At 62.2% G+C, this 21,816-nt stretch carries 19 protein-coding genes and 1 pseudogene; 9 read left to right on the forward strand and 11 right to left on the reverse strand.

Translation table 11 applies throughout. The features are described 5' to 3' along the window. Nucleotides 1-5: 5 nt before the first annotated feature. From LT40_RS11215 to LT40_RS11225, 3 genes are all read right to left on the reverse strand, one after another. Nucleotides 6-707: a dihydrofolate reductase family protein gene (locus tag LT40_RS11215; protein ID WP_043190028.1), complete on the reverse strand. Its 702-nt coding sequence runs from the start codon at nt 705-707 to the stop codon at nt 6-8. 56 nt (nt 708-763) lie between these two features. Beyond that, the gene (locus tag LT40_RS11220; RefSeq protein ID WP_052393526.1) at nt 764-1,234 is read right to left on the reverse strand and encodes a GNAT family N-acetyltransferase; all 471 of its coding nucleotides are present in this window, start codon (nt 1,232-1,234) and stop codon (nt 764-766) included. A gap of 99 nt (nt 1,235-1,333) precedes the next feature. Beyond that, the gene (locus tag LT40_RS11225; RefSeq protein WP_043190030.1) at nt 1,334-2,119 is read right to left on the reverse strand and encodes a sulfite exporter TauE/SafE family protein; all 786 of its coding nucleotides are present in this window, start codon (nt 2,117-2,119) and stop codon (nt 1,334-1,336) included. A gap of 270 nt (nt 2,120-2,389) precedes the next feature. On the opposite strand from LT40_RS11225, the gene LT40_RS11230 reads away from it, so the two are divergent. The 4 genes from LT40_RS11230 to LT40_RS11245 all read left to right on the forward strand — a co-directional run bounded on the left by LT40_RS11230 (nt 2,390) and on the right by LT40_RS11245 (nt 6,041). Continuing rightward, nucleotides 2,390-3,112: a pirin family protein gene (locus tag LT40_RS11230; protein ID WP_043190032.1), complete on the forward strand. Its 723-nt coding sequence runs from the start codon at nt 2,390-2,392 to the stop codon at nt 3,110-3,112. Between the two features lie 163 nt (nt 3,113-3,275). Continuing rightward, a complete protein-coding gene (gene moaA / locus LT40_RS11235) occupies nt 3,276-4,280 on the forward strand; it encodes a GTP 3',8-cyclase MoaA (RefSeq protein WP_043190034.1) in 1,005 nt (334 codons plus the stop codon). A gap of 186 nt (nt 4,281-4,466) precedes the next feature. Beyond that, on the forward strand, nt 4,467-5,648 hold the full coding sequence (locus LT40_RS11240) for an acetyl-CoA C-acetyltransferase (protein ID WP_043190036.1): 1,182 nt from the start codon (nt 4,467-4,469) through the stop codon (nt 5,646-5,648). 90 nt (nt 5,649-5,738) lie between these two features. Continuing rightward, nucleotides 5,739-6,041, forward strand: coding sequence for an RcnB family protein (locus LT40_RS11245; protein WP_043190038.1), 303 nt, complete (start codon nt 5,739-5,741; stop codon nt 6,039-6,041). 10 nt (nt 6,042-6,051) lie between these two features. On the opposite strand, the gene cysG is transcribed toward LT40_RS11245, so the two are convergent. From cysG to LT40_RS11275, 6 genes are read right to left on the reverse strand one after another with little or no spacing between them, the layout of a single operon-like run. Continuing rightward, nucleotides 6,052-7,443: a siroheme synthase CysG gene (cysG, locus tag LT40_RS11250; protein ID WP_043190040.1), complete on the reverse strand. Its 1,392-nt coding sequence runs from the start codon at nt 7,441-7,443 to the stop codon at nt 6,052-6,054. After that, nucleotides 7,444-8,724: a serine--tRNA ligase gene (serS, locus tag LT40_RS11255; protein WP_043190044.1), complete on the reverse strand. Its 1,281-nt coding sequence runs from the start codon at nt 8,722-8,724 to the stop codon at nt 7,444-7,446. 26 nt (nt 8,725-8,750) lie between these two features. Continuing rightward, nucleotides 8,751-9,125 carry a fluoride efflux transporter CrcB gene (gene crcB / locus LT40_RS11260; protein ID WP_043190046.1) on the reverse strand — a complete coding sequence of 125 codons (375 nt, stop codon included), beginning with the start codon at nt 9,123-9,125 and terminating at the stop codon, nt 8,751-8,753. Beyond that, the gene (locus tag LT40_RS11265) at nt 9,122-10,447 is read right to left on the reverse strand and encodes a replication-associated recombination protein A (protein WP_043190049.1); all 1,326 of its coding nucleotides are present in this window, start codon (nt 10,445-10,447) and stop codon (nt 9,122-9,124) included. The genes crcB and LT40_RS11265 overlap by 4 nt, the downstream gene beginning before the upstream one ends. Nucleotides 10,448-10,468: 21 nt before the next feature. Beyond that, nucleotides 10,469-11,092, reverse strand: coding sequence for an outer membrane lipoprotein periplasmic chaperone LolA (lolA, locus tag LT40_RS11270; protein WP_043190051.1), 624 nt, complete (start codon nt 11,090-11,092; stop codon nt 10,469-10,471). Between the two features lie 37 nt (nt 11,093-11,129). Further along, nucleotides 11,130-13,655 (reverse strand): DNA translocase FtsK, encoded by a 2,526-nt coding sequence (locus LT40_RS11275; RefSeq protein ID WP_043190052.1) that lies wholly within the window; start codon nt 13,653-13,655, stop codon nt 11,130-11,132. Nucleotides 13,656-14,091: 436 nt separating this feature from the next. Here LT40_RS11275 and aat point away from each other — a divergent pair, with 436 nt between their 5' ends. The 3 genes from aat (at nt 14,092) to infA (ending at nt 15,856) form a co-directional block, all read left to right on the forward strand. Continuing rightward, the gene (aat, locus tag LT40_RS11280; protein WP_043190055.1) at nt 14,092-14,772 is read left to right on the forward strand and encodes a leucyl/phenylalanyl-tRNA--protein transferase; all 681 of its coding nucleotides are present in this window, start codon (nt 14,092-14,094) and stop codon (nt 14,770-14,772) included. 58 nt (nt 14,773-14,830) lie between these two features. Beyond that, nucleotides 14,831-15,538 carry an arginyltransferase gene (locus LT40_RS11285; protein WP_043190057.1) on the forward strand — a complete coding sequence of 236 codons (708 nt, stop codon included), beginning with the start codon at nt 14,831-14,833 and terminating at the stop codon, nt 15,536-15,538. Nucleotides 15,539-15,637: 99 nt separating this feature from the next. Further along, nucleotides 15,638-15,856 (forward strand): translation initiation factor IF-1, encoded by a 219-nt coding sequence (infA, locus tag LT40_RS11290; protein ID WP_002553999.1) that lies wholly within the window; start codon nt 15,638-15,640, stop codon nt 15,854-15,856. 94 nt (nt 15,857-15,950) lie between these two features. Here infA and clpA read toward each other — a convergent pair. Together clpA and clpS are read right to left on the reverse strand one after the other, a co-directional pair. Continuing rightward, nucleotides 15,951-18,221 (reverse strand): annotated as a pseudogene (gene clpA, locus LT40_RS11295) (ATP-dependent Clp protease ATP-binding subunit ClpA). Nucleotides 18,222-18,250: 29 nt separating this feature from the next. Next, nucleotides 18,251-18,613 carry an ATP-dependent Clp protease adapter ClpS gene (clpS, locus tag LT40_RS11300; RefSeq protein ID WP_043190060.1) on the reverse strand — a complete coding sequence of 121 codons (363 nt, stop codon included), beginning with the start codon at nt 18,611-18,613 and terminating at the stop codon, nt 18,251-18,253. A 228-nt stretch (nt 18,614-18,841) separates the two neighbouring features. Between clpS and cspD the strand changes: the two genes are divergently transcribed. Both cspD and LT40_RS11310 read left to right on the forward strand, forming a co-directional pair. After that, nucleotides 18,842-19,111 (forward strand): cold shock domain-containing protein CspD, encoded by a 270-nt coding sequence (gene cspD / locus LT40_RS11305; RefSeq protein WP_192091335.1) that lies wholly within the window; start codon nt 18,842-18,844, stop codon nt 19,109-19,111. A gap of 436 nt (nt 19,112-19,547) precedes the next feature. Beyond that, a complete protein-coding gene (locus tag LT40_RS11310; RefSeq protein ID WP_043190065.1) occupies nt 19,548-21,776 on the forward strand; it encodes an NADP-dependent isocitrate dehydrogenase in 2,229 nt (742 codons plus the stop codon). Nucleotides 21,777-21,816 lie beyond the last annotated feature (40 nt).

The raw sequence follows: 21,816 nt of genomic DNA on the forward strand, positions 1-21,816 counted from the left end.
CGGGCTCAGGCCGTCGGCTGCGCCTGCTGCCGATAGCGCAGCCACACCGCGCCGCCTTCCTGGACTTCGGCACTGTCGAGTGTCAGGTAGGTCGGCTGCTGCCACTGCTGGGCATCGATTTCGAACGACGCCGGGTGCTCACCGCGGCCATCCACCAACGGCAAGAGCAGGACGCTGATCTCGTCGACCAGTCCTGCGTTGACGAACGAACCACTGACGTGGGGCCCGCCCTCGACCACCAGGCGCTTGATGCCCAACTCGCGGCTCAGAATATCGAGCACCTGGTGCAGGTCGAGCGAGTCCTTGCCGGCGAAAATGTAGGACACCTGAATCGACTGCAGATAGGCCAGGTAATCGTCGCTGACCGCTTCGGTGAGCACCTCGACGATGTGCGAGTCCAGGGCCATGTTGGTTTTCCAGCCAACCTTGCCTTTGGGGTCGATGGAAATGGCGTAGGCGCTTGCCGCGCGATCGGCAAAATGGTGAGTCCGCGCGATAGGCCCCGTGGCCAGGCCGGACGGATAACCTTCGTCGTGGGCAATTTCCTGCATCGTCACTCGCCCGCAGGCCCAGGCATCGAAGTCGAATTGCTTGGCCAAGCGTTCGTACAGTTCGCCAGCCGCGTTCTTGAACGGCCGGGCCCAACCGTCGGTCAAGGCATGACCATCGACGGAGGACATCATGTGGCAGATAACATAGGGCTTCATGGGAGCTCCTTGGCTGTCGGTGTGTCTATCACCGACCGGCGCCCATGGCCGTTGGTTCAGCTTGAAGCGAGCGTGGGCCGGCTCGACGCTGCTTCGAGATCGAGGCGCATGTGCGTCGTCTGCCAGACGGGATCGGACTCGATGTCGAGCACCTCGAAGCCCTGTTTCTGCCAGAACGCGATCGCGCCGGGCAGGAACGGATGGGTATGCAGGTACAGGGTACCGACACCCGCCCGAAGCGCCTGCGCCAGCAGCGCCGCATACAGCGCCTTGGCCACGCCTGCACCCCGGCAGCTCGGCGAGACGAACAGCCGGACCACTTCGACGGTGTCCGTGCCCGGCAGCCGCAACTGGCTGAAGCGCCGGTCATAGGGCAAGTAGCCGATGGCGCCGACGATCTGACTGTCCTGCCAGGCGAGCAGGAAACACCCTCGGCCATCCCCCAGATACACCTCGTCGAAGCGGGCCAGATCGTCCGGCACCTTAGTGGTATCCAGCTGCGGAAAGATCGAGGCGCGTGCGGCCATGACGTAATCGACGATGGCGGGTACCTGGCCCGGCTCTGCCGGACGTATGGCGATGGCGTTCACAGGGCCTGTTCTCCACAGTGGCCTGCGTCTGCGGAATCAGAACGCAAGCTTGTAACCGATCAACAGCAGCATGACCGCGAGGAGTGGCCGCAAGACATCGTCCGACACCCGCCCGGACAGGTGACTGCCCAGGTAGATGCCCGGCAGCGAGCCCAGCAGCAAGTGCCCCAGCAGTGACCAGTCCATGTTGCCCATGCTGGCGTGACCCATGCCGGCCACCAGGGTCAAGGGCACGGCATGGGCAATCTCGGTGCCGACCAGGCGCCGAGTCGCCAGGAACGGATACAGCATGAACAGCGCGACGGTCCCCAGCGCACCGGCGCCAATGGAAGTCAACGAGACCATCACGCCGAGCACCACGCCCGTCACCACGGTCAAGCCATTGAGAGTCCTGGGGCTGAGATTGTAGCGATCGCCGGCATGACGGCTGGCCAAGGCCTGCAAGCGTTTCTTGAACAGAATCGCCATTGCGGTCAAGAACAACACGGCCGCCAGGGCCTGTTTGATCACCGCGCCCATGGCCTGCGGTTCGGCGTTCAGGCTTTTCAGGTACAAAAGCACGATCGCGGCAGCTGGCACGCTGCCCAACGCCAGCCATCCCGTGATCTTCCAGTCGATGTTCTTGTTGCGGCCATGGACCCAGACGCCACTGGCCTTGGTGATGGCGGCGTACAACAGGTCGGTGCCAACGGCTGTCGCGGGATTGATGCCAAACCAGAGCAAAATGGGCGTCATCAGCGAGCCGCCGCCTACGCCCGTCATGCCGACAATGAAGCCGACTACCAATCCGGCTACGGTGAAACCCCAGGTACCTACTTCCATTCTTACGTCCTACACATCAGATTCAGCATCGCGGGAGCGGTAGCCGGGCGGCAGGATAACAATTTCTGATATAGCCAATTATAACTATGCAGCATTAGCTTATAACTGACCTAGCAGGACTCGTTTTTCCTCTCTGACGGATCACTGTCAACCTGAAGGTGACAGTCCTGCCCAGGGCAGCCAATTTATCCCGATGTGCCAAACGCATAGTCTTTACCCATCGCACCGCATATCCATCGCCGTGCACCTACAGTCGATCGGGAGAACATCATGCTCGCACTTCGTAAAGCATCGGACCGCGGCCTTGCCAACCATGGCTGGTTGCAATCCTTCCATACCTTTTCCTTCGGTCATTACCGCAACCCGCAGGAACAGGGCTTCTCCGACCTTCTGGTGATCAACGACGACCGAGTCGGCGCCGGCAAGGGCTTCGGCCAGCACCCGCACCGCGACATGGAGATCTTCTCCTATGTGCTGGAAGGCGCGCTGGCGCACAAGGACACATTGGGCACCGGTTCGGTCATTCGCCCCGGCGATGTACAGCTGATGAGCGCTGGCCATGGGGTCGCCCACAGCGAGTTCAACCACAGCGAAGTCGATCCCGTGCACTTCCTGCAGATCTGGATCGTGCCCCAGGAAGCGGGTGCTGAGCCGCGCTATCAGCAAGAGCACTTCTCCACCGAACAGAAACGCGGTCGGCTGCAGTTGATCATCTCGCCCGACGGCGCGGAAGGCTCCCTTCATGTGCGGCAGGATGCGCGGGTCTACGCTGGACTGTTCGACGGTCAGGAGCAAGCGACCCTGACGCTGGCAGCGAACCGCTACGCCTACGTACACGTCGCCACCGGCAGCATCGAACTCAATGGCCAGCAATTGAGCGAAGGCGACGGCGTTCGCCTGCGTGAGGAAACCGTGCTGCAATTGGCCAATGGTGCCAACGCCGAGGTGCTTGTCTTCGACCTGCGTCCCAACGAGTTGCCACGGATGCCTTGATCGGTACTTGCAGCCGATGCGCTCATCGACCCTGTCGATGAGCGCATTGAAAAAAGCGATTGGCTTGACCCCGGTGTGGCGCGTACCTTCGAGAACTGCATTCTTTTGCAACGCCGCATGGCGTTGGCAGTCGAACTGGTCATGCCCTTTACTGGTACCCCCGATGCACACCCCTGAGCGTACCCTGCACGATGGCTTCGCCCGCAAAGTCGATTACCTGAGACTGTCGGTCACCGATCGCTGCGATTTTCGCTGTGTGTATTGCATGGCCGAAGACATGACGTTTCTGCCACGCCAACAGATTCTCAGCCTCGAAGAACTCGAGCAGGTGGCCGCCAGCTTCGTCGCCCTGGGCACGCGCAAGATCCGCCTGACCGGAGGCGAACCCCTGGTGCGTTCGGGCATCGTCGACCTGTGCCGACGCATCGCCACCCTGCCCGGCCTGCAGGAACTGTGCATGACCACCAACGGCTCGCAACTGGCGACGCTGGCCCAGCCGCTGTTCGACGCCGGCCTCAAGCGCTTGAACATCAGCCTGGACAGCCTGGATCCGGCGCGCTTTCGCGAACTCACCCGTACCGGTGACCTGAACAAGGTCATTGCTGGCATCGATGCGGCCAACGCGGCTGGCTTCCGCCATACCAAGCTCAACTGCGTGGTCATGCAGGGCCGCAACGATGACGAAGTCGTCGATCTGGTGGCCTTCGCCATCGACCGTGGCCTGGACATCTCCTTCATTGAAGAGATGCCGCTGGGCACGATCAGCGAACACAGCCGTGCCGAGTCTTTCTACTCGAGCGAGCAGGTTCGTGCACGTTTGGCCGAACGCTACGAGTTGCTACCTTCCACTGATTCCACCCAGGGGCCGTCGCGCTACTGGCGCATTCCGCAGGCACCGGGCACGCGCATCGGTTTCATCTCGCCCCACAGCCACAACTTCTGCGCGACCTGCAATCGGGTACGCCTGACGGTCGAAGGGCGCCTGCTGCTGTGCCTGGGTAACGAACATTCGGCGGACCTCAAGCAGGTTTTGCGCGAGCATCCTGGCCAGCCGGAAGTGCTCGAACAGGCAATCATCAAGGCCATGCAGCTCAAGCCATGGAGCCACAACTTTCGCCTCGATGATGATGTGCAGGTGGTGCGCTTCATGAACATGACCGGCGGCTGAGTCTCAGCGCTGATCATTGGTATTGTTCCGGTTTTCTTATAGACCCGTTTGAAAAAGCAATTTATCAAATCAATCCACAGGGCCGACAATCGACCTGTGCCGTCGTAGTGCTCCCGGTACGTTTCGCGGTGCCATCCGCTTCCCACAAGAACAAGGCCACTGGCCCACCTGCCGAGGACTCTTTCCATGCAAGACGTCGTTATCGTTGCCGCCACTCGCACCGCCGTTGGCAGTTTCCAGGGGGCGCTGGCAAACGTGCCTGCCGTCGACCTGGGTGCCACGGTCATTCGCCGATTGCTGGCGCAGACTCGCCTGGATCCCGCGCAGGTCGACGAAGTCATCCTGGGGCAGGTCCTCACGGCCGGTGCCGGACAGAACCCGGCGCGCCAGGCGGCGATCTTCGCCGGGCTGCCGAGTGCGGTGCCGGCCATGACCCTGAACAAGGTCTGCGGCTCGGGGCTCAAGGCCGTCCACCTGGCCGCCCAGGCCATCCGCTGCGGCGACGCCGAGGTGGTCATCGCCGGCGGCATGGAGAACATGAGCCTGGCGCCCTACGTACTGCCAGCTGCCCGTACCGGGTTGCGCATGGGCAACGCAGCGCTGGTCGACAGCATGATCAAGGACGGCCTGTGGGATGCCTTCAACGACTACCACATGGGCATCACGGCCGAAAACCTCGCCGATCGATACGGCATCAGCCGTGCAGCCCAGGATGCATTCGCGGCGCAGTCCCAGCAAAAGGCCATCGCGGCCATCGAAGCAGGTCGCTTCGCCGATGAAATCACACCCGTTGCCGTGCCCCAGCGCAAAGGCGAACCCCTGCAGTTCGCGATCGACGAGCAACCCCGCGCCGACACCACCGAGCAAAGCCTGGGCAAACTAAAACCGGCCTTCAAGGCCGACGGCAGCGTGACCGCCGGCAATGCGTCGTCGCTGAACGACGGCGCGGCATCGGTCATGCTCATGAGCGCAGCCAAGGCGCAGACCCTGGGCCTGCCGGTGCTGGCGCGCATTGCGGCCTATGCCAATGCCGGGGTCGATCCCGCAGTCATGGGCATCGCCCCGGTGTCGGCCACACGCCGCTGCCTGGAAAAAGCTGGCTGGAGCCTCGAGCAATTGGACCTTATCGAGGCCAATGAAGCGTTTGCGGCTCAGGCATTGTCGGTAGGCCAAGAGCTGGGCTGGGACGCCAGCAAGGTCAACGTCAACGGCGGTGCCATCGCCCTGGGTCACCCCATCGGCGCCTCGGGCTGCCGTGTGCTGGTCACGCTGCTGCACGAGATGCTGCGCCGCGATGCCCGCAAGGGGCTGGCGACCCTCTGCATCGGTGGCGGGCAAGGTGTGGCCCTGGCCCTGGCGCGGGACTGACCGCTTCCGTTCGCCGCGCACTGGCCGTGCGTGGCGAATGGATGGACAATGGCACGCCAAGGCCATCGCCACTTATCCAGGAGTCTACCCATGAGCCGCACGCTGTTCGCTTCGCTGTGCATCACCGGCGCGCTGTTGTCGGCCGCTTCCACGACAGCCCGGGCCATCGACGTGCTCCGCGCACCCGTCAACGATGCCGAACCGATGTCGCTGGGCAAGGGTGATCGTGTTCCGCCAACCTACGCCCAGCCAGAATCAGCCTTTGCCGGATGGAAAGCCGCTCGCCTCAAGCAACCCGACCTGGACAGCCAGTGGGTGCAGATCGGCGACAACTTCGTGCTGATCCGCCGCAGCAACGCGGTGATCCAGGATATTCAGCCCATTCCCAAGTGAAGGCCGGTGGTCAACGGTATTGGGCACCGTCGAACCACGCCAGTTTCTCCCGCAGCACCACTACTTCACCCACGATCACCAGGGTCGGCGCATGCACCTCGTGTTCGGCGACCATTCGCGGCAGGTCCGCCAGGGTGCCAGTGAACACACGCTGGTTCACCGTCGTGCCCTGCTGGATCAACGCTGCGGGCGTGTCGGCACCACGCCCGTGGCGAATCAGCTCTTCACAGATGATCGGTAAGCCAATCAGGCCCATGTAGAACACCAGCGTCTGCCCAGGTGACACCAGATCGTGCCAGGGCAGGTCGCTGGTGTTGTTCTTGAGGTGACCGGTGACGAAGCGAACCGACTGCGCGTAGTCACGGTGGGTCAGCGGAATGCCGGCATACGCCGCACAGCCACTGGCTGCCGTAATGCCCGGCACTACCTGGAACGGAATGCCGTGGGCCGCCAGCTCCTCGATCTCTTCACCGCCCCGGCCGAAGATGAACGGATCACCGCCTTTCAGGCGCAGCACGCGCTTGCCCTGCTTGGCCAGGGCCACCAACTGCTGGTTGATCTGGTCTTGTGGCAAGGCGTGCTCGGCGCGGCGCTTGCCGACGTACACGCGCTCGGCGTCACGGCGGCACAGGTCGAGAATCGCCGGCGCGACCAGGCGGTCGTAGAGCACCACATCGGCTTGCTGCATCAAGCGCAGCGCACGGAAGGTCAGCAGGTCCGGATCGCCGGGCCCGGCGCCCACCAGGTACACCTCACCGGGTGCATGGGGCGGAGCGCCGTCGACCTTGGCCTGGAGCATGCGCTCGGCCTCGGCACCCTGCCCAGCCAACTGTCGATCGGCGATCGGACCCTGGAACACTTCTTCCCAGAACGCGCGGCGCTGGGTGACATCCGGATACAGGGCCTTGACCTTCTGCCGAAAGCGCGCCGCCAGGCCGGCCAGCTCGCCATAGGTGGACGGAATCCAGGTTTCCAGCTTGGCGCGGATCAGACGCGCCAACACCGGCGCATCTCCACCGCTGGAGACGGCCACCACCAGCGGCGATCGATCGACGATGGCCGGGAAGATCACCGTACACAACGCCGGTGCGTCGACCACGTTGACCGGCACGCAGCGAGCACGGGCGTCGGCCGACACCTGGGCATTGAGCGGTTCGTCGTCGGTGGCGGCGATCACCAACTGGCAGCCGTCCAGATCATGACTCAGGTAGCCCCGGTCGAGCATCTCCCCACCGCTGCCGCGCACCAGCTCGGCGAGTTGCGGATCGATGCTCGGCGCGACCACGCGCAGCACCGCGCCAGCTTCGGCCAGCAGGCGTGACTTGCGCAGGGCGATCTCGCCCCCGCCCACCACCAGGACCTGGCTGTCGCGCAATTTGTGGAACAGCGGCAGGAACTCCATTTAGCCGATGACCTCGAGGCCGCCCATGTAGGGCTTGAGGACCTCCGGCACACGGATCGTACCGTCGGCCTGCTGATAGTTTTCCAGCACCGCCACCAGGGTACGACCGACCGCCAGGCCCGAGCCGTTCAAGGTGTGCACCAGTTCAGGCTTGCCGGTTTCCGGGTTGCGGAAGCGGGCCTGCATGCGGCGCGCCTGGAAGTCACCGGTGTTGGAGCACGAAGAAATCTCGCGGTACTTGTCCTGGCTCGGCACCCAGACTTCCAGGTCGTAGGTTTTCACGGCACTGAAGCCCATGTCGCCCGTGCACAGGGCCAGTACGCGGTACGGCAGCTCCAGGGCCTGCAACACCCGTTCGGCGTTGGCGGTCAGGCTTTCCAGCGCTTCCATGGACTTGGTGGGCTCGACCACCTGGACCATCTCGACCTTGTCGAACTGGTGCTGACGGATCATGCCGCGGGTATCGCGCCCGGACGCACCGGCCTCGCTGCGGAAGCACGGCGTGTGAGCGACGAACTTGAGTGGCAGCTGCTTGGCGTCGAGAATCTCGCCAGCGACGATGTTGGTCAGCGACACTTCGGCCGTGGGAATCAGGTACAGGTCCGCCTCACCCTCGCGGCTGATCTTGAACAGGTCTTCCTCGAACTTGGGCAACTGGCCGGTACCCTGCAAGGCGGGCGCCTGGACCAGGTACGGCGTGTAGGCCTCTTCGTAGCCATGCTCGCCGACGTGCAGGTTGATCATGAACTGCGCCAGGGCGCGGTGCAGGCGGGCAATCGGGCCGCGCATGATGGCAAAGCGTGCGCCCGATAGCTTGGCAGCCGTTTCAAAATCCAGGCCACCCGACTTGCCACCCAGTGCCACGTGGTCCTGGACCGGAAAGTCGAACGTGGTCGGCGTGCCCCAGCGGCGCACCTCGACGTTGCCGTCTTCGTCTTCGCCGACCGGCACCGATACGTCGGGCAGGTTGGGGATACCCAAAGCAATACTTTCAAGCTCGCCCTGCAGACGCTCCAGTTCGACCTTGCCGCGCGCGAATTCCTCGGCGATGGACTCGACCTGCGCCTTCAGCGCGTCGACGTCGCCGCCGCTCTTCATGACCTGCCCAATGGACTTGGACAACGCATTGCGTTCGGCCTGCAACTGCTCGGTGCGGGTCTGCACGGTCTTGCGCTGGGCTTCCAGCGCCTCGAGGCGTGTCACATCCAGGACATAGCCACGGCTGGCAAGGCGGTCCGCTACGTCCTGAGGCTGGCTACGTAACAGTTTGGAATCGAGCATGTCGGTCTCTCGTTTATCAGTATTGGTCAGATTTTAGTCAGTGCCAGGCCGGCCCAGGTGGCCAGCAGGCCACCGAATACGCTCACTGCGCAGTAGCCCATGGCAACCAGTCCCTGGCCGCTTTCGAGCAAGCGCACGGTGTCCAGCGAGAAAGAAGAAAAAGTGGTCAGGCCACCCACGAACCCCACCATCAATCCCGAACGGACCTCGACCGGAATGTCCGGGCGAATCATGAACAAGCCGTACAGGTAGCCGATGATCAGGCAGCCGATGATATTGACGGCCAGCGTACCGGTATAGAACAAGCGTGGCCAGTTCGCATTGATGTAGGTCGCGGTGAAGAAGCGCAGCAAGGTGCCGACTACCCCGCCCAGGGACACGGCGATGAGGGTCGGAATCACTCGGTTCTCCGCCGTCTTGGACTGTTGTCGTCCAGGGTGGACAGGTGCTTGAGCTTCTCGCCGATCTTCAATTCCAGGCCACGGGGCACAGGTCGGTAGTAGTGGCGCGGGCTCAGTTGTTCGGGGAAATAGTCTTCGCCGGCCGCGTAGGCGTCAGGTTCGTCATGGGCATAGCGATACTCGTCGCCATAGCCCAGCTGCTTCATCAACTTGGTCGGAGCATTGCGCAGATGCAGCGGCACTTCGAGCGAGCCGTGCTCGGCCGCCTCGCGCATCGCCGCCTTGAAGCCCATGTATACCGCGTTGCTCTTCGGTGCGCAGGCAAGGTAGACAATCGCCTGCGCCACCGCCAGCTCGCCTTCCGGGCTGCCCAGGCGTTCCTGCACGTCCCACGCCGACAGGCACAACGGCAGGGCGCGCGGATCGGCGTTGCCGATGTCCTCGCTGGCCATGCGCACCACGCGCCGCGCCAGATAGAGCGGGTCGCAGCCGCCATCGAGCATGCGCGCGAACCAGTACAGCGACGCATCCGGGTTGGAACCGCGTACCGATTTGTGCAGGGCCGATATCTGGTCGTAGAACGCCTCGCCGCCCTTGTCGAAACGTCGACGGGTGTCGCCCAGCAGGCTTTGCAACAGGTCGGTGCTGATTTCCTCGCCGTCCTCGGCGAGGTCCGACGCGTTCTCCAGCAGGTTGAGAATCCGGCGCCCGTCACCGTCGGCGGCCGCCATGAGCATCGCGAAGGCTTCGTCACCCAGGCTCAACTGGCGCTTGCCCAGCCCGCGCTCTTCGTTCAGCGCGCGGTCGACCAGGCGCCGCAGCGCCGCCTCGTCCAGGCTTTTCAGCACGTAAACCCGGGCCCGCGAAAGCAAGGCGTTGTTGAGTTCGAACGAAGGGTTTTCAGTGGTGGCACCAATGAAGATCAGCGTGCCATCTTCCACATAGGGCAGGAACGCATCCTGCTGGGACTTGTTGAAGCGATGCACTTCGTCGACGAACAGAATCGTGCGGCGGCCGTACTGACCGGCCTGCTGCTTGGCCACCTCGACCGCCTGGCGAATCTCCTTGACCCCGGCCAGCACCGCCGAAACGGTTTCGAAGTGCGCGTCCGAGACTTTCGCCAACAGCCGCGCCAGGGTGGTCTTGCCCACCCCCGGTGGGCCCCAGAAGATCATCGAGTGCAGGGCGCCCTGCTCCAACGCTTCGCGCAGCGGCTTGCCGCGGGCGAGCAGATGCTCCTGGCCGACGTATTCGTCCAAGTTGCTGGCGCGCAGGCGCGCGGCGAGCGGCTGGGCAATGGGATCACTGCGAAACAGGTCCATGGGGCGGCAATCGACCTCGACTTATTCCTGGATCACGTCCGCCCCTTTGGGGATGTCGAACTTGAAGGTGCTTGCGGCGATCGGCTCGTTGGCCTTGACGTTCATGAACAGGATATTGGTGCGTTGGCCCACGCTGTCGATCAGCTGCATGTCGTTGATCACGCCCTTGCGGAACGACAGGCGCAGCGAGTCGAACAAGGTGTCGCGGGTCTTGGGCTTGAGCACGAAATCGATCACGTCACCGGCTTCCTTGGCGCTGATGTCGAAGCTCTGGCTGATTTTCGACACGTCACCGGACAACAGCAGTGCCGGGGTCTGGGTCAAACGCTGGTCGAGGGTCTTGATGGTGACCTGCTCCAGGTCCGGGTCCCACAGCGATACCTTCTTGCCATCGGAGACCATTAGCTGTTCCTGGGGTGCATCGGTGTGCCAGTTGAACAGGCCAGGGCGCTGCAAGGCCATCTGCCCGGCCGTCTCCTGCAGCTGGGTACCGCTGCCGTCCAGGGTCAGCTGAGAAAAACGTGCCGTCAGCGTCTGGGATTTCTCCAGCAGTTGCGTCAAGCGTGCCACATCCTTGCCGTCGGCATGCACCGACAGGCTGGACAAGGCCAAAGCAGAAACCAACAGCATGCGAATCAGGCGCATGGGAATCCTCGTTCTAGGGTAAGGCGCGAGCGTTGCATCAATCGCGCATCGGGCCCGGCGCGATCACTTCGCGCGAGCCATTGGTGTTCATCGGCGTAACCACACCGGCCATTTCCATGGACTCGATCATCCGCGCCGCACGGTTGTATCCAATCTTGAGCTTGCGCTGCACCGCCGAAATGGACGCCCGACGGCTTTCCAGCACGAAGTTCACCGCTTCGTCGTAGAGCGCATCGCTTTCGCTGTCGTCGCCGTCACCGCCGCCGCTGCTGCCCTCGAAGCCACTGCCGGCTTCTTCGACGCCAGCCAGGATGTCCTCGTTGTAATCCGGCACGCCACGCTGCTTCCAGGCTTCGACCACGCGATGCACCTCTTCGTCGGACACGAAGGCACCGTGCACGCGAATCGGCAGGCTGGTGCCTGGCGGCATGTAGAGCATGTCACCGTGGCCCAGCAGCTGCTCGGCGCCGCCTTGGTCGATGATGGTGCGCGAGTCGATCTTGCTCGACACCTGAAACGCCATCCGCGTTGGGATGTTGGCCTTGATCAGGCCGGTGATGACGTCCACCGATGGGCGCTGGGTGGCGAGAATCAAGTGGATACCGGCAGCACGGGCCTTCTGGGCGATACGCGCAATCAGCTCTTCGACCTTCTTGCCGACGATCATCATCATGTCGGCGAACTCGTCCACCACCACCACGATGGTCGGTAGCGTCTTGAGCAGCGGCGCCTCGTCGTGAATGCTTTCGCGCTTGTACAGCGGGTCGGTCAACGGCGTACCGGCCTCCTCGGCATCCTTGATCTTGCGGTTGAAGCCCGCCAGGTTGCGCACGCCCATGGCTGCCATCAGCTTGTAGCGGCGCTCCATTTCGGCAACGCTCCAACGCAGGGCGTTGGCCGCATCCTTCATGTCGGTGACCACCGGGCACAGCAGGTGCGGAATGCCTTCGTAGATCGACAGCTCGAGCATCTTGGGGTCGATCATGATCAACTTGGCGTCTTCGGGGCCCGACTTGAACAGGATCGAGAGAATCATTGCGTTGACGCCCACCGACTTACCCGAACCGGTGGTACCGGCGACCAGCAGGTGAGGCATCTTGGCCAGGTCGGTGATCACCGGCTTGCCACCGATATCGTGGCCCAGCGCCATTGTCACGGGCGAGGTGGCCTGGTCGTACTGCGGTGAAGACAGCACTTCGGAGAAGCGCACGATCTGCCGGTCCTCGTTGGGAATCTCGATACCCACGGTGGTCTTGCCGGGGATCACTTCGACCACCCGGACACTCAATACCGCCAGCGAACGCGCCAGGTCCTTGGCCAGGTTGGAGATGCGGCTGACCTTGACGCCGGCCGCGGGCTGGATCTCGTAGCGGGTGATCACCGGACCCGGATGGATGGAATCGACGGTCACTTCCACGCCGAATTCCTTGAGCTTGACCTCGAGCAACTGCCCCACCGCCGCCAGCGATTCGGGCGAGTAGTTGACCTTCTTCTGCTCGGCGGGATCGAGAATGGAGATCGGCGGCAAGGTGCCCTGCACGGCGCTGTCGAGGAACAACGCAGCCTGTTTTTCCCTTTGCACTCGTGCGCTCTGTTCCGCAGGCTTGGCGTCGGACGCCCCCAGGCTGCTTTCTTCGCTCAACGGCTTGATCGGCACGGCAGTCCGGATGGGCTGGCTCGGCGCGACATGGGCAGGTGCGGCAGCCGCCGCGACCGACGCGGCAGGCATGATCGGCGCCACGGGACGCGGCTGCGGGCTCGGCTGGCTTGGCTGGCTCGACAGGGTCGGCTCCACAGGCATGGGCCGCGCCGGCTTCGGCTTGGCCACATCGCGTGGCTCGCTCATCCGCGGTGCGGCGTAGGCTGGCTCGTCCACTTCGCGCAACTGGGCAACCAGTTGCTTGCGCTCGGCACGCGCTGCCCACCAACGGCTGGCCGAGCCCTGCATCAGCTCGAGAAGATCGAGGGTGATCTTGCCGGTCATGTCCATCACCTTGAACCAGGACAGATCTGTGAACACGGTCAGGCCAAACAGGAACAGCGCGATGAACAGCAAGGTACTGCCCTGGATATTCAGGGCATTGAGCGCCAGGTTGCCCAGGCTTTCGCCCAGCGCACCTCCAGCGGACGCCGGCAGGCTGCCAGCGGAATGGAAATGGATGTGGGCCAGCGCTGCACCCGACAGAATCAGGAACACCAGGCCGATCAGGCGCCAGGAAAACAACCAGCCGCTCCACTGCCAGGGCTCGTGGCGCTGACGGAAGATCTGCCAGGTCTTGACAGCCAGCAGCAGGGGGAAAATGTAGGCGAAATAGCCCAGCACCATGAACAGGATATCGGCAGCGAATGCGCCCGCCCGGCCAGCGGCGTTCTGGACTTGGTCCATGTTGCTGCTGGTGTGGCTCCAACCAGGGTCGGCCTGGTCGTAGGTCAACAACGCCATCCACAGATACAGGCACAGTGCGCCCATGGCGATCAGGGCACCTTCCTTGAGACGATAATGCATCTGCTGGCGCCAGACGGGCACCGGTGCGGGAGCGGACGAGGCAGTGGATTTCTTCAAAACGCTTGATTTCCTGCGCCTGCTAAAGCGCGCAACTGATGAATGACAAAAAATACAGCAAATGGCCAGTGTCGGTTGGGAACGGGCCCTGCAAAGATCGCATTGTACGGGTTTGTCTGCAATTCGCGAATCCGCAATATAAGCGCTTGTCACCTGGCAACGATCCAGGCTGTGCTTACCCACGATCACAGACGATCCGATCGCGCATTGTGTTTGCAGACAAGCGCTTACGAGTGGTTCTTGAAGAACAGTCACCTCCGACTGCAAACACCGGGAAAAGTTACATGAAAGCCTGGCCATCTGCACGGCATCGGTTCGTACCCCCTGCGGATATCCCTGGCACATGGCACCTGCCACGCATTGGCGGGCCGATCAGATCATGGCAGGATGAACCATTGCCCACCCGTACCGCCCTCCCCTGCCGTAGCGAACACTCATGCTGACTTGGCTCAAACGAAACGAACTGGTTTTCCCACCGCTGAGCAAGGCCATGCGCGAACCCAATGGCCTGCTCGCCGCTGGCGGCGACCTCAGCCCCGAGCGCCTGGTCCAGGCCTACCGGCATGGCTGCTTTCCCTGGTTCGAGCAAGGCCAGCCGATTCTGTGGTGGTCGCCTGACCCACGTACCGTGCTGCTGCCCTGCGAGCTGCATGTTTCGCGCAGTCTGCGCAAGGTCCTGCGCCAAGGCCGCTTCACCGTGACGTTCGACCATGACTTCGCTGCCGTCATCGCCGCGTGCGCCGGGCCGCGCGACTACACTGACGGTACTTGGATCACGGACGACATGCAGCGCGCCTACCTTGCACTGCATGAACAAGGGCACGCGCACTCGGTCGAGGTCTGGGACGCCGACACGCTGGTGGGCGGCCTCTACGGCTTGGCCATGGGCCGGCTGTTTTTCGGCGAATCGATGTTCAGCCGCGCCGACAATGCCTCCAAGGTCGGCTTCGTGACGCTGGTCGAGCACCTGCAGCAGGCCGGATTCGTGCTGATCGACTGCCAGATGCCCACCGAGCACCTGCACAACCTGGGCGCCCGCAGCATCGCCCGAGAGGAATTCGCCGGCTATCTGAGCCAATACCTGGATCAGCCCAACAGCGCGACGTGGCGGCGCTAGGCGAGTTATCCGGCGCTGGCATACACTTGATGCAATGGTTTCATTCCGAGGGTTCATCATGACTGAGTTGGCGCGCTTGAAGTTCTATGCCACTCAACCCCATTCGTGCAGCTATTTGCCCGACGAGCAAGCCACGACCTTGTTTCTCGATCCGAGCCAGCCGATGGACGTGAATGTCTATGCCGACCTCTCGGAAATGGGTTTCCGCCGCAGCGGCGACCACCTCTACCGCCCACATTGCCAGCGCTGCAGTGCCTGCGTGCCCGCGCGCATCCCGACAGCCGGCTTCACGCCCTCACGCCAGCAGAAACGCATCCTCAAGCGCAACCAAGACGTACAGGTGACCTCTACCACCCCGCGCTTCACTGAAGAGTATTTCGATCTGTACCAGCGTTACATCGAGCAGCGGCATGCCGATGGCGACATGTTCCCGCCCAGTCGCGATCAGTTTTCGACCTTCCTGGTCCGCGATCTTCCATTCTCGCGCTTCTACGAATTCCGCCTGGACGGGCAACTGCTTGCAGTGGCGGTGACCGACCTGCTGCCCAATGGCCTTTCTGCGGTCTATACCTTCTACGAACTGAGCCAGGAACGCCGCAGCCTGGGCCGCCTGGCTATCCTGTGGCAGATCGAGGAAGCACGGCGATTGAATCTGGATGCGGTGTACTTGGGGTACTGGATCAAGAACTGCCAAAAGATGAGCTACAAGACCCAATATCGCCCAATCGAGCTGCTTATCAACCAGAGATGGGTGACTCTTAACTGAACCCCTTGGCTTGAGACCCCTTTTTCGGGCACAATGCACGCCGCTTTTGCCTGGCGCAGTTGCACCGGGCCATCAACTGGATACCGAGGGTTTTACTGCATGTCGAAAGAAGACAGCTTCGAAATGGAAGGCACTGTCGTCGACACCCTGCCCAACACCATGTTTCGCGTGGAGTTGGAAAACGGGCACGTCGTAACCGCGCATATCTCCGGCAAGATGCGCAAGAACTACATTCGTATTCTGACCGGTGACAAGGTGCGTGTTGAACTGACGCCCTATGATTTGAGCAAAGGGCGCATCACCTACCGCGCTCGTTGAACCGAGACACATGAAAACGCCCGGCATTGCCGGGCGTTTTTGTTTGTGTTGGATTTGGAGCCCTTGTAGCAGCGGCGCAAGCCGCGTCAGGCCGTTATGCCATCTCCGCCGTGGTCTCGAAATCGAAGGTCAGCTCGCCGTCCTTGATGTCGATGTGCACCACACCGCCGTGCTCGGCCAACTCGCCGAACAGGATCTCTTCAGCCAACGGCCGCTTGATCTTGTCCTGGATCAAACGCGCCATCGGCCTTGCACCCATCTGCACGTCGTAGCCGCTCGCTGCCAGCCAGCCACGCGCCGCATCGGTGACTTCGAGCTGGACACGCTTGTCTTCCAGCTGCGCCTGAAGTTCGGTGAGGAACTTGTCGACCACGCTCTTGATGACTTCGTGGCTCAGACGACCGAACTGGATGATGGTGTCCAGGCGGTTGCGGAATTCCGGTGTGAAGCTCTTCTTGATCACTTCCATGGCGTCCGAAGAGTGGTCCTGATGGGTAAACCCGATCGAGGCCCGCGCAGCGGTTTCGGCACCGGCGTTGGTGGTCATGATGAGAATCACGTTGCGGAAATCTGCCTTGCGCCCGTTGTTGTCGGTCAGCGTCCCGTGGTCCATGACCTGCAGCAGCAGGTTGAAGACCTCGGGGTGAGCCTTCTCGATTTCATCGAGCAACAGCACGCAGTGCGGTTGCTTGGTGATCGCTTCGGTCAGCAAACCGCCCTGGTCGAAACCGACGTAGCCGGGCGGCGCACCGATCAGACGCGAAACGGTGTGACGCTCCATGTACTCGGACATGTCGAAACGCACCAGTTCCACACCCAGCGCCTTGGCCAATTGCCGCGCAGCCTCGGTCTTGCCCACACCGGTGGGACCGGCGAACAAGAACGAGCCGACTGGCTTGTCCGGTGCCTTGAGGCCAGCACGGGACAGCTTGATGGCCGTGGCCAGCGAATCGATGGCAGCGTCCTGGCCGAACACCGTGAGCTTGAGGTCGCGCTCCAGGTTACGCAGCAGCTCCTTGTCCGAGCTGGTCACGTGCTTTGGCGGAATCCGCGCGATCTTGGCCACGATGTCCTCGACCTGAGGCACCTCGATGCGCTTGACGCGGTTGGCCTCCGGCTGCAGACGCTGGTAGGCACCGGCTTCGTCGATGACGTCGATGGCCTTGTCGGGCATGTGCCGGTCATTGATATAGCGCGACGCTAACTCGGCCGCCGCTCGCAGGGCCTCGTCGCTGTACTCGATATTGTGGTGCTGCTCGAACCGCCCCTTGAGGCCGCGCAGGATACCGATGGTGTCTTCCACCGAGGGCTCGGACACATCCACTTTCTGGAAGCGCCGTGCCAGGGCACGGTCCTTCTCGAAGATGCCGCGGAATTCCTGGAACGTGGTCGAACCGATGCAACGGATGTCCCCGGAGGACAGCAGCGGCTTGAGCAGGTTGGACGCGTCCATCACCCCACCCGACGCAGCACCGGCACCGATGATGGTGTGGATCTCGTCGATGAACAGAATGGCTTGCGGACGCTTCTTCAGCTCGCCGAGCAACGCCTTGAAGCGCTTCTCGAAATCGCCGCGGTACTTGGTGCCGGCCAGCAGTGCGCCCAGGTCGAGGGAATACACGACGCTGTTGGCGAGCAGATCGGGCACCTGACTGTCGACGATGCGCTTGGCCAGACCTTCGGCGATGGCCGTCTTGCCCACGCCCGCCTCACCGACCAGCAACGGGTTGTTCTTGCGCCGACGGGCGAGAATCTGCGCAACGCGCTCGACTTCGCTCTCGCGACCTACCAGCGGATCGATACGGCCCTGTCGAGCCAGCTCGTTGAGGTTGCTGGCATAGGCGTCCAGCGGGTTGCTCGACGAGGACGTGTCACCACCTTCCTCATCCTGCATCTCCTGCTCGCCTTCGGAACTGTCGCCGTGTCCCGGAACCTTGGAAATGCCATGGGCGATGTAGTTGACCACATCGATTCGCGCCACGCTCTGCTGCTTGAGCAGAAACACGGCCTGGCTTTCCTGTTCGCTGAAGATGGCCACCAGCACATTGGCTCCGGTGACTTCTCACTTGCCCGAGCTTTGTACATGGAACACGGCACGCTGCAGCACACGCTGGAAGCCCAGGGTCGGCTGGGTCTCGCGATCCTCGTCATGCACGGGAATCAACGGCGTGGTGGAGTCGATGAACTCCTGCAGGTCGTGTTTTAACTTGTCGAGATTGGCGCCGCACGCCCGCAATACGGTGGCGGCTGCCTCGTTGTCCAATAGCGCCAGCAGAAGGTGTTCCACGGTCATGAATTCATGACGCTTGGAGCGCGCTTCCTTGAAGGCAAGATTGAGCGTGACTTCGAGCTCGCGGTTTAACATAGCTTCACCTCATACCCAAGTGGTCGGCGTTAACCGTCCTTCTCGATTTCACAGAGTAGCGGATGCTGGCTTTCCCTGGCGTACTGGTTGACCTGCATGGCCTTGGTTTCGGCGATGTCTCGGGTAAACAATCCGCATACTGCCCGCCCTTCGGTGTGGACGGCCAGCATGACCTTGGTCGCCAGCTCACGATTCAGATTGAAAAAAACCTCGAGGATTTCGACGACGAAATCCATCGGGGTGTAGTCGTCGTTGAATAGAACCACCTTATACATCGGTGGGGCCTGCAATGCAGGCTTGGATTCCTGGACGGCAATGCCTGCCGAATCGTCCTCGTGCGACTGCGGGCGGTCTTGATTGAAGGTTAGTCGAATCTGACTGAATGCATGCATGGAAAGAAGATTCATCGTTGAGCGAATAGAAGTGGTGGGTTGACCTTGTGACCGAATTTTGACTCGGCCGCCGCATGACCTTGACTATCGGCAAAACGGTGTTACAAACAGTAGAACCCACATTGGGGAAGAAAGGTCCGCGCAGTCAACCAAATTTTTTCAATCGTTTGATTGCGCATGAAGTGGATGATACTCCAGAGCTGGAGTCCTTTGCAGAGGGATATGGGTATGCGCAGTGGTAAAGTCAAGTGGTTCAACAACGCCAAGGGCTACGGCTTCATCATCGAAGACGGTCAGACCGAAGATCTATTCGCCCATTTCTCCGCCATCACCATGGGTGGCTACAAGACCCTGAAGGCGGGTCAGGCGGTAGTCTTCGATATTGTCCAGGGCCCTAAAGGCCTGCATGCGGTAAGTATCGAGCCAGCGTCGGTCGAAGCACCCGAAACCAGTGTCACACCGGTCGACAATGCAGCCAAGGAATCTGCGGACGCGTGATCGCGGCGCCAGTACAGTGATCGCAGGCAAGCGTTCCTCGGGTGCATCCGGTGTCACATGAGCGCTTGCTCGCCGTCATTGCTTCACGGTCGTACCTGGACAGGCCATCCGAACGGATGGCCTGTCTCGTTTCCGGCATGCCCCCAGCGGTGCAGCTTTGTAGGCCCTACACAGTATTCATCGCCACGACCAGTGGTATACTGCCGCAGTGACCACAGGGTCACGCTGGTCGGATCGGTCCGCCCGTACGAGTGGTCTCCAGGCTACTTGCGGGGCGATTGTCGTCGGTCGACCGCTTGACGCTCTACTGATGCATCCCACATCACCGCGACGAATGCTCGACGTTTCGCCTCATTGATGACAACCGGCGAAAGCGCCTATCCTGCGCATCTCGAGATTCTGTGCACGCTCAGCAAAGAAGAGAGTTAATTCGATTATGCCCACCCGCTCAAAGATCATTTATACCTTCACCGACGAAGCGCCAGCCCTGGCCACCTATTCGCTGCTGCCGATCATCGAAGCCTTCACCGCTTCCTCGGACATCGCCGTCGAAACCCGCGACATTTCCCTGGCGGCACGTATCCTTTCGAGCTTCCCCGAGCGTCTGCAGGCCGGCAAACCCGTGCCGGACGATCTCGCCGAACTGGGCACCCTGGCCACCACGCCTGAAGCCAACATCATCAAGCTGCCGAACATCAGCGCTTCGGTGCCGCAACTCAAGGCGGCCATCAAGGAGCTGCAGGATCAGGGCTTCGACCTGCCCGACTACCCGGACACCGCCGAGTCCGATGCCGACAAGGACACCCGCGCCCGCTACGACAAGGTCAAAGGCAGCGCCGTGAACCCGGTCCTGCGCGAAGGCAACTCCGACCGCCGCGCACCGCTGTCGGTCAAGAATTACGCGCGCAAGCACCCGCACAAGATGGGCGCCTGGGCCGCCGACTCCAAGTCTCACGTCGCGCACATGAGCAGCGGTGATTTCTACGGCAGCGAGAAAAGCGCCCTGATCGACGCCGACGGCAGCGTCAAGATCGAACTGGTCGGCAGCGACGGCAGCACCACCGTCCTGAAGGAAAAGACCAAGGTCCTGGCCGGCGAGATCATCGACTGCGCCGCACTGAGCAAGAAAGCCCTGCGCGCCTTCGTGGCCGCCGAGATCGAAGACGCCAAGAAGCAGGGCGTTCTGTTCTCCGTACACCTCAAGGCCACCATGATGAAGGTCTCCGACCCGATCATGTTCGGCCAGATCGTCGCCGAGTTCTATCAGCAGGCGCTGGACAAGCACGCCGACGTGCTGGAACAGGTTGGCTTCAACCTGAACAACGGCATTGGTGATCTGTACGCACGCATCAAGTCGCTGCCCGCTGAGCAGCAGGCGCAGATCGAAGCCGACGTCCAGGCCGTCTACGCCACTCGTCCTGCCCTGGCCATGGTCAACTCCGACAAGGGCATCACCAACCTGCACGTGCCGAGCGACGTCATCGTCGACGCTTCGATGCCGGCCATGATCCGCGACTCGGGCAAGATGTGGAACGCCGAAGGCGTGCTGCAGGACACCAAGGCCCTGATTCCGGACCGTTGCTACGCCAGCATCTACCAGGCGGCCATCGAGGACTGCAAGAAGCACGGCGCCTTCGATCCGACCACCATGGGCAGCGTTCCCAACGTCGGCCTGATGGCGCAGAAAGCCGAAGAGTACGGCTCCCACGACAAGACCTTCCAGATTGCCGCCGACGGCGTGGTTCGCGTCAGCGACAGTAATGGCCGTGTGCTCATGGAGCAGAAGGTCGAGGCCGGCGACGTGTTCCGCATGTGCCAGACCAAGGACGCGCCGATCCAGGACTGGGTCAAGCTCGCCGTCAACCGCGCTCGTGCCAGCAGCACCCCAGCCGTGTTCTGGCTCGACCCGGCGCGTGCCCACGACGCCGTGATGATCGAAAAGGTGCAGAAGTACCTGAAAGACCACGACACCAATGGCCTGGACATCCAGATCATGTCGCCGGTCGACGCCATGGCCTTCTCGCTCAAGCGCATTCGCGCCGGGCAGGACACCATTTCCGTTACCGGCAACGTGTTGCGCGACTACCTGACCGACCTGTTCCCGATCATGGAGCTGGGCACCAGCGCCAAGATGCTGTCGATCGTCCCGCTGATGAACGGCGGTGGCCTGTTCGAAACCGGCGCGGGCGGCTCGGCCCCCAAGCACGTTCAGCAACTCGTCGAAGAAAACTTCCTGCGCTGGGATTCGCTGGGTGAGTTCCTGGCCCTGGCCGCCTCGCTCGAGCACCTGGGCAGCACCTACGACAACCCCAAGGCGCTGGTACTGGCTGCAACACTGGACAAGGCCACCGGCCAGTTCCTCGACAACAACAAGTCGCCGTCGCGCAAGGTCGGCAACATCGACAACCGCGGCAGCCACTTCTATCTGGCACTGTACTGGGCGCAGGCCCTGGCCGAGCAGAACGACGATGCCGCCCTCAAGGCGCAGTTCGCACCGCTGGCCAAGACCCTGGCCGAGAACGAGGCGAAGATCGTCGCCGAGCTCAACGCCGTTCAGGGCAAGCCAGTGGACATCGGTGGCTATTACCACGCCGATTCCGAGCTGACCCGCAAGGCCATGCGGCCTAGCGAAACCCTGAACGCCGCGATCGCATCGCTCGTGTAAGGCTTGCAACGGCAACACCCCCAGCCCTGGCCTCGTGCCG

It is taken from the genome of Pseudomonas rhizosphaerae, from assembly GCF_000761155.1.
Taxonomy (GTDB): Bacteria; Pseudomonadota; Gammaproteobacteria; order Pseudomonadales; family Pseudomonadaceae; genus Aquipseudomonas; species Aquipseudomonas rhizosphaerae.

Excerpts from the sequence above, each read along its gene's own strand:
- LT40_RS11240 (WP_043190036.1), top strand. The coding sequence starts at position 4,467 with ATGCAAGACGTCGTTATCGTTGCCGCCACTCGCACCGCCGTTGGCAGT.
- moaA (WP_043190034.1), top strand. The coding sequence starts at position 3,276 with ATGCACACCCCTGAGCGTACCCTGCACGATGGCTTCGCCCGCAAAGTC.
- infA (WP_002553999.1), top strand. The coding sequence starts at position 15,638 with ATGTCGAAAGAAGACAGCTTCGAAATGGAAGGCACTGTCGTCGACACC.
- LT40_RS11215 (WP_043190028.1), bottom strand. The coding sequence starts at position 707 with ATGAAGCCCTATGTTATCTGCCACATGATGTCCTCCGTCGATGGTCAT.
- serS (WP_043190044.1), bottom strand. The coding sequence starts at position 8,724 with ATGCTCGATTCCAAACTGTTACGTAGCCAGCCTCAGGACGTAGCGGAC.
- clpS (WP_043190060.1), bottom strand. The coding sequence starts at position 18,613 with ATGCATGCATTCAGTCAGATTCGACTAACCTTCAATCAAGACCGCCCG.
- LT40_RS11245 (WP_043190038.1), top strand. The coding sequence starts at position 5,739 with ATGAGCCGCACGCTGTTCGCTTCGCTGTGCATCACCGGCGCGCTGTTG.
- LT40_RS11220 (WP_052393526.1), bottom strand. The coding sequence starts at position 1,234 with ATGGCCGCACGCGCCTCGATCTTTCCGCAGCTGGATACCACTAAGGTG.
- LT40_RS11230 (WP_043190032.1), top strand. The coding sequence starts at position 2,390 with ATGCTCGCACTTCGTAAAGCATCGGACCGCGGCCTTGCCAACCATGGC.
- cysG (WP_043190040.1), bottom strand. The coding sequence starts at position 7,443 with ATGGAGTTCCTGCCGCTGTTCCACAAATTGCGCGACAGCCAGGTCCTG.
- LT40_RS11310 (WP_043190065.1), top strand. The coding sequence starts at position 19,548 with ATGCCCACCCGCTCAAAGATCATTTATACCTTCACCGACGAAGCGCCA.
- LT40_RS11285 (WP_043190057.1), top strand. The coding sequence starts at position 14,831 with ATGACTGAGTTGGCGCGCTTGAAGTTCTATGCCACTCAACCCCATTCG.
- aat (WP_043190055.1), top strand. The coding sequence starts at position 14,092 with ATGCTGACTTGGCTCAAACGAAACGAACTGGTTTTCCCACCGCTGAGC.
- cspD (WP_192091335.1), top strand. The coding sequence starts at position 18,842 with ATGCGCAGTGGTAAAGTCAAGTGGTTCAACAACGCCAAGGGCTACGGC.
- LT40_RS11265 (WP_043190049.1), bottom strand. The coding sequence starts at position 10,447 with ATGGACCTGTTTCGCAGTGATCCCATTGCCCAGCCGCTCGCCGCGCGC.
- lolA (WP_043190051.1), bottom strand. The coding sequence starts at position 11,092 with ATGCGCCTGATTCGCATGCTGTTGGTTTCTGCTTTGGCCTTGTCCAGC.
- LT40_RS11225 (WP_043190030.1), bottom strand. The coding sequence starts at position 2,119 with ATGGAAGTAGGTACCTGGGGTTTCACCGTAGCCGGATTGGTAGTCGGC.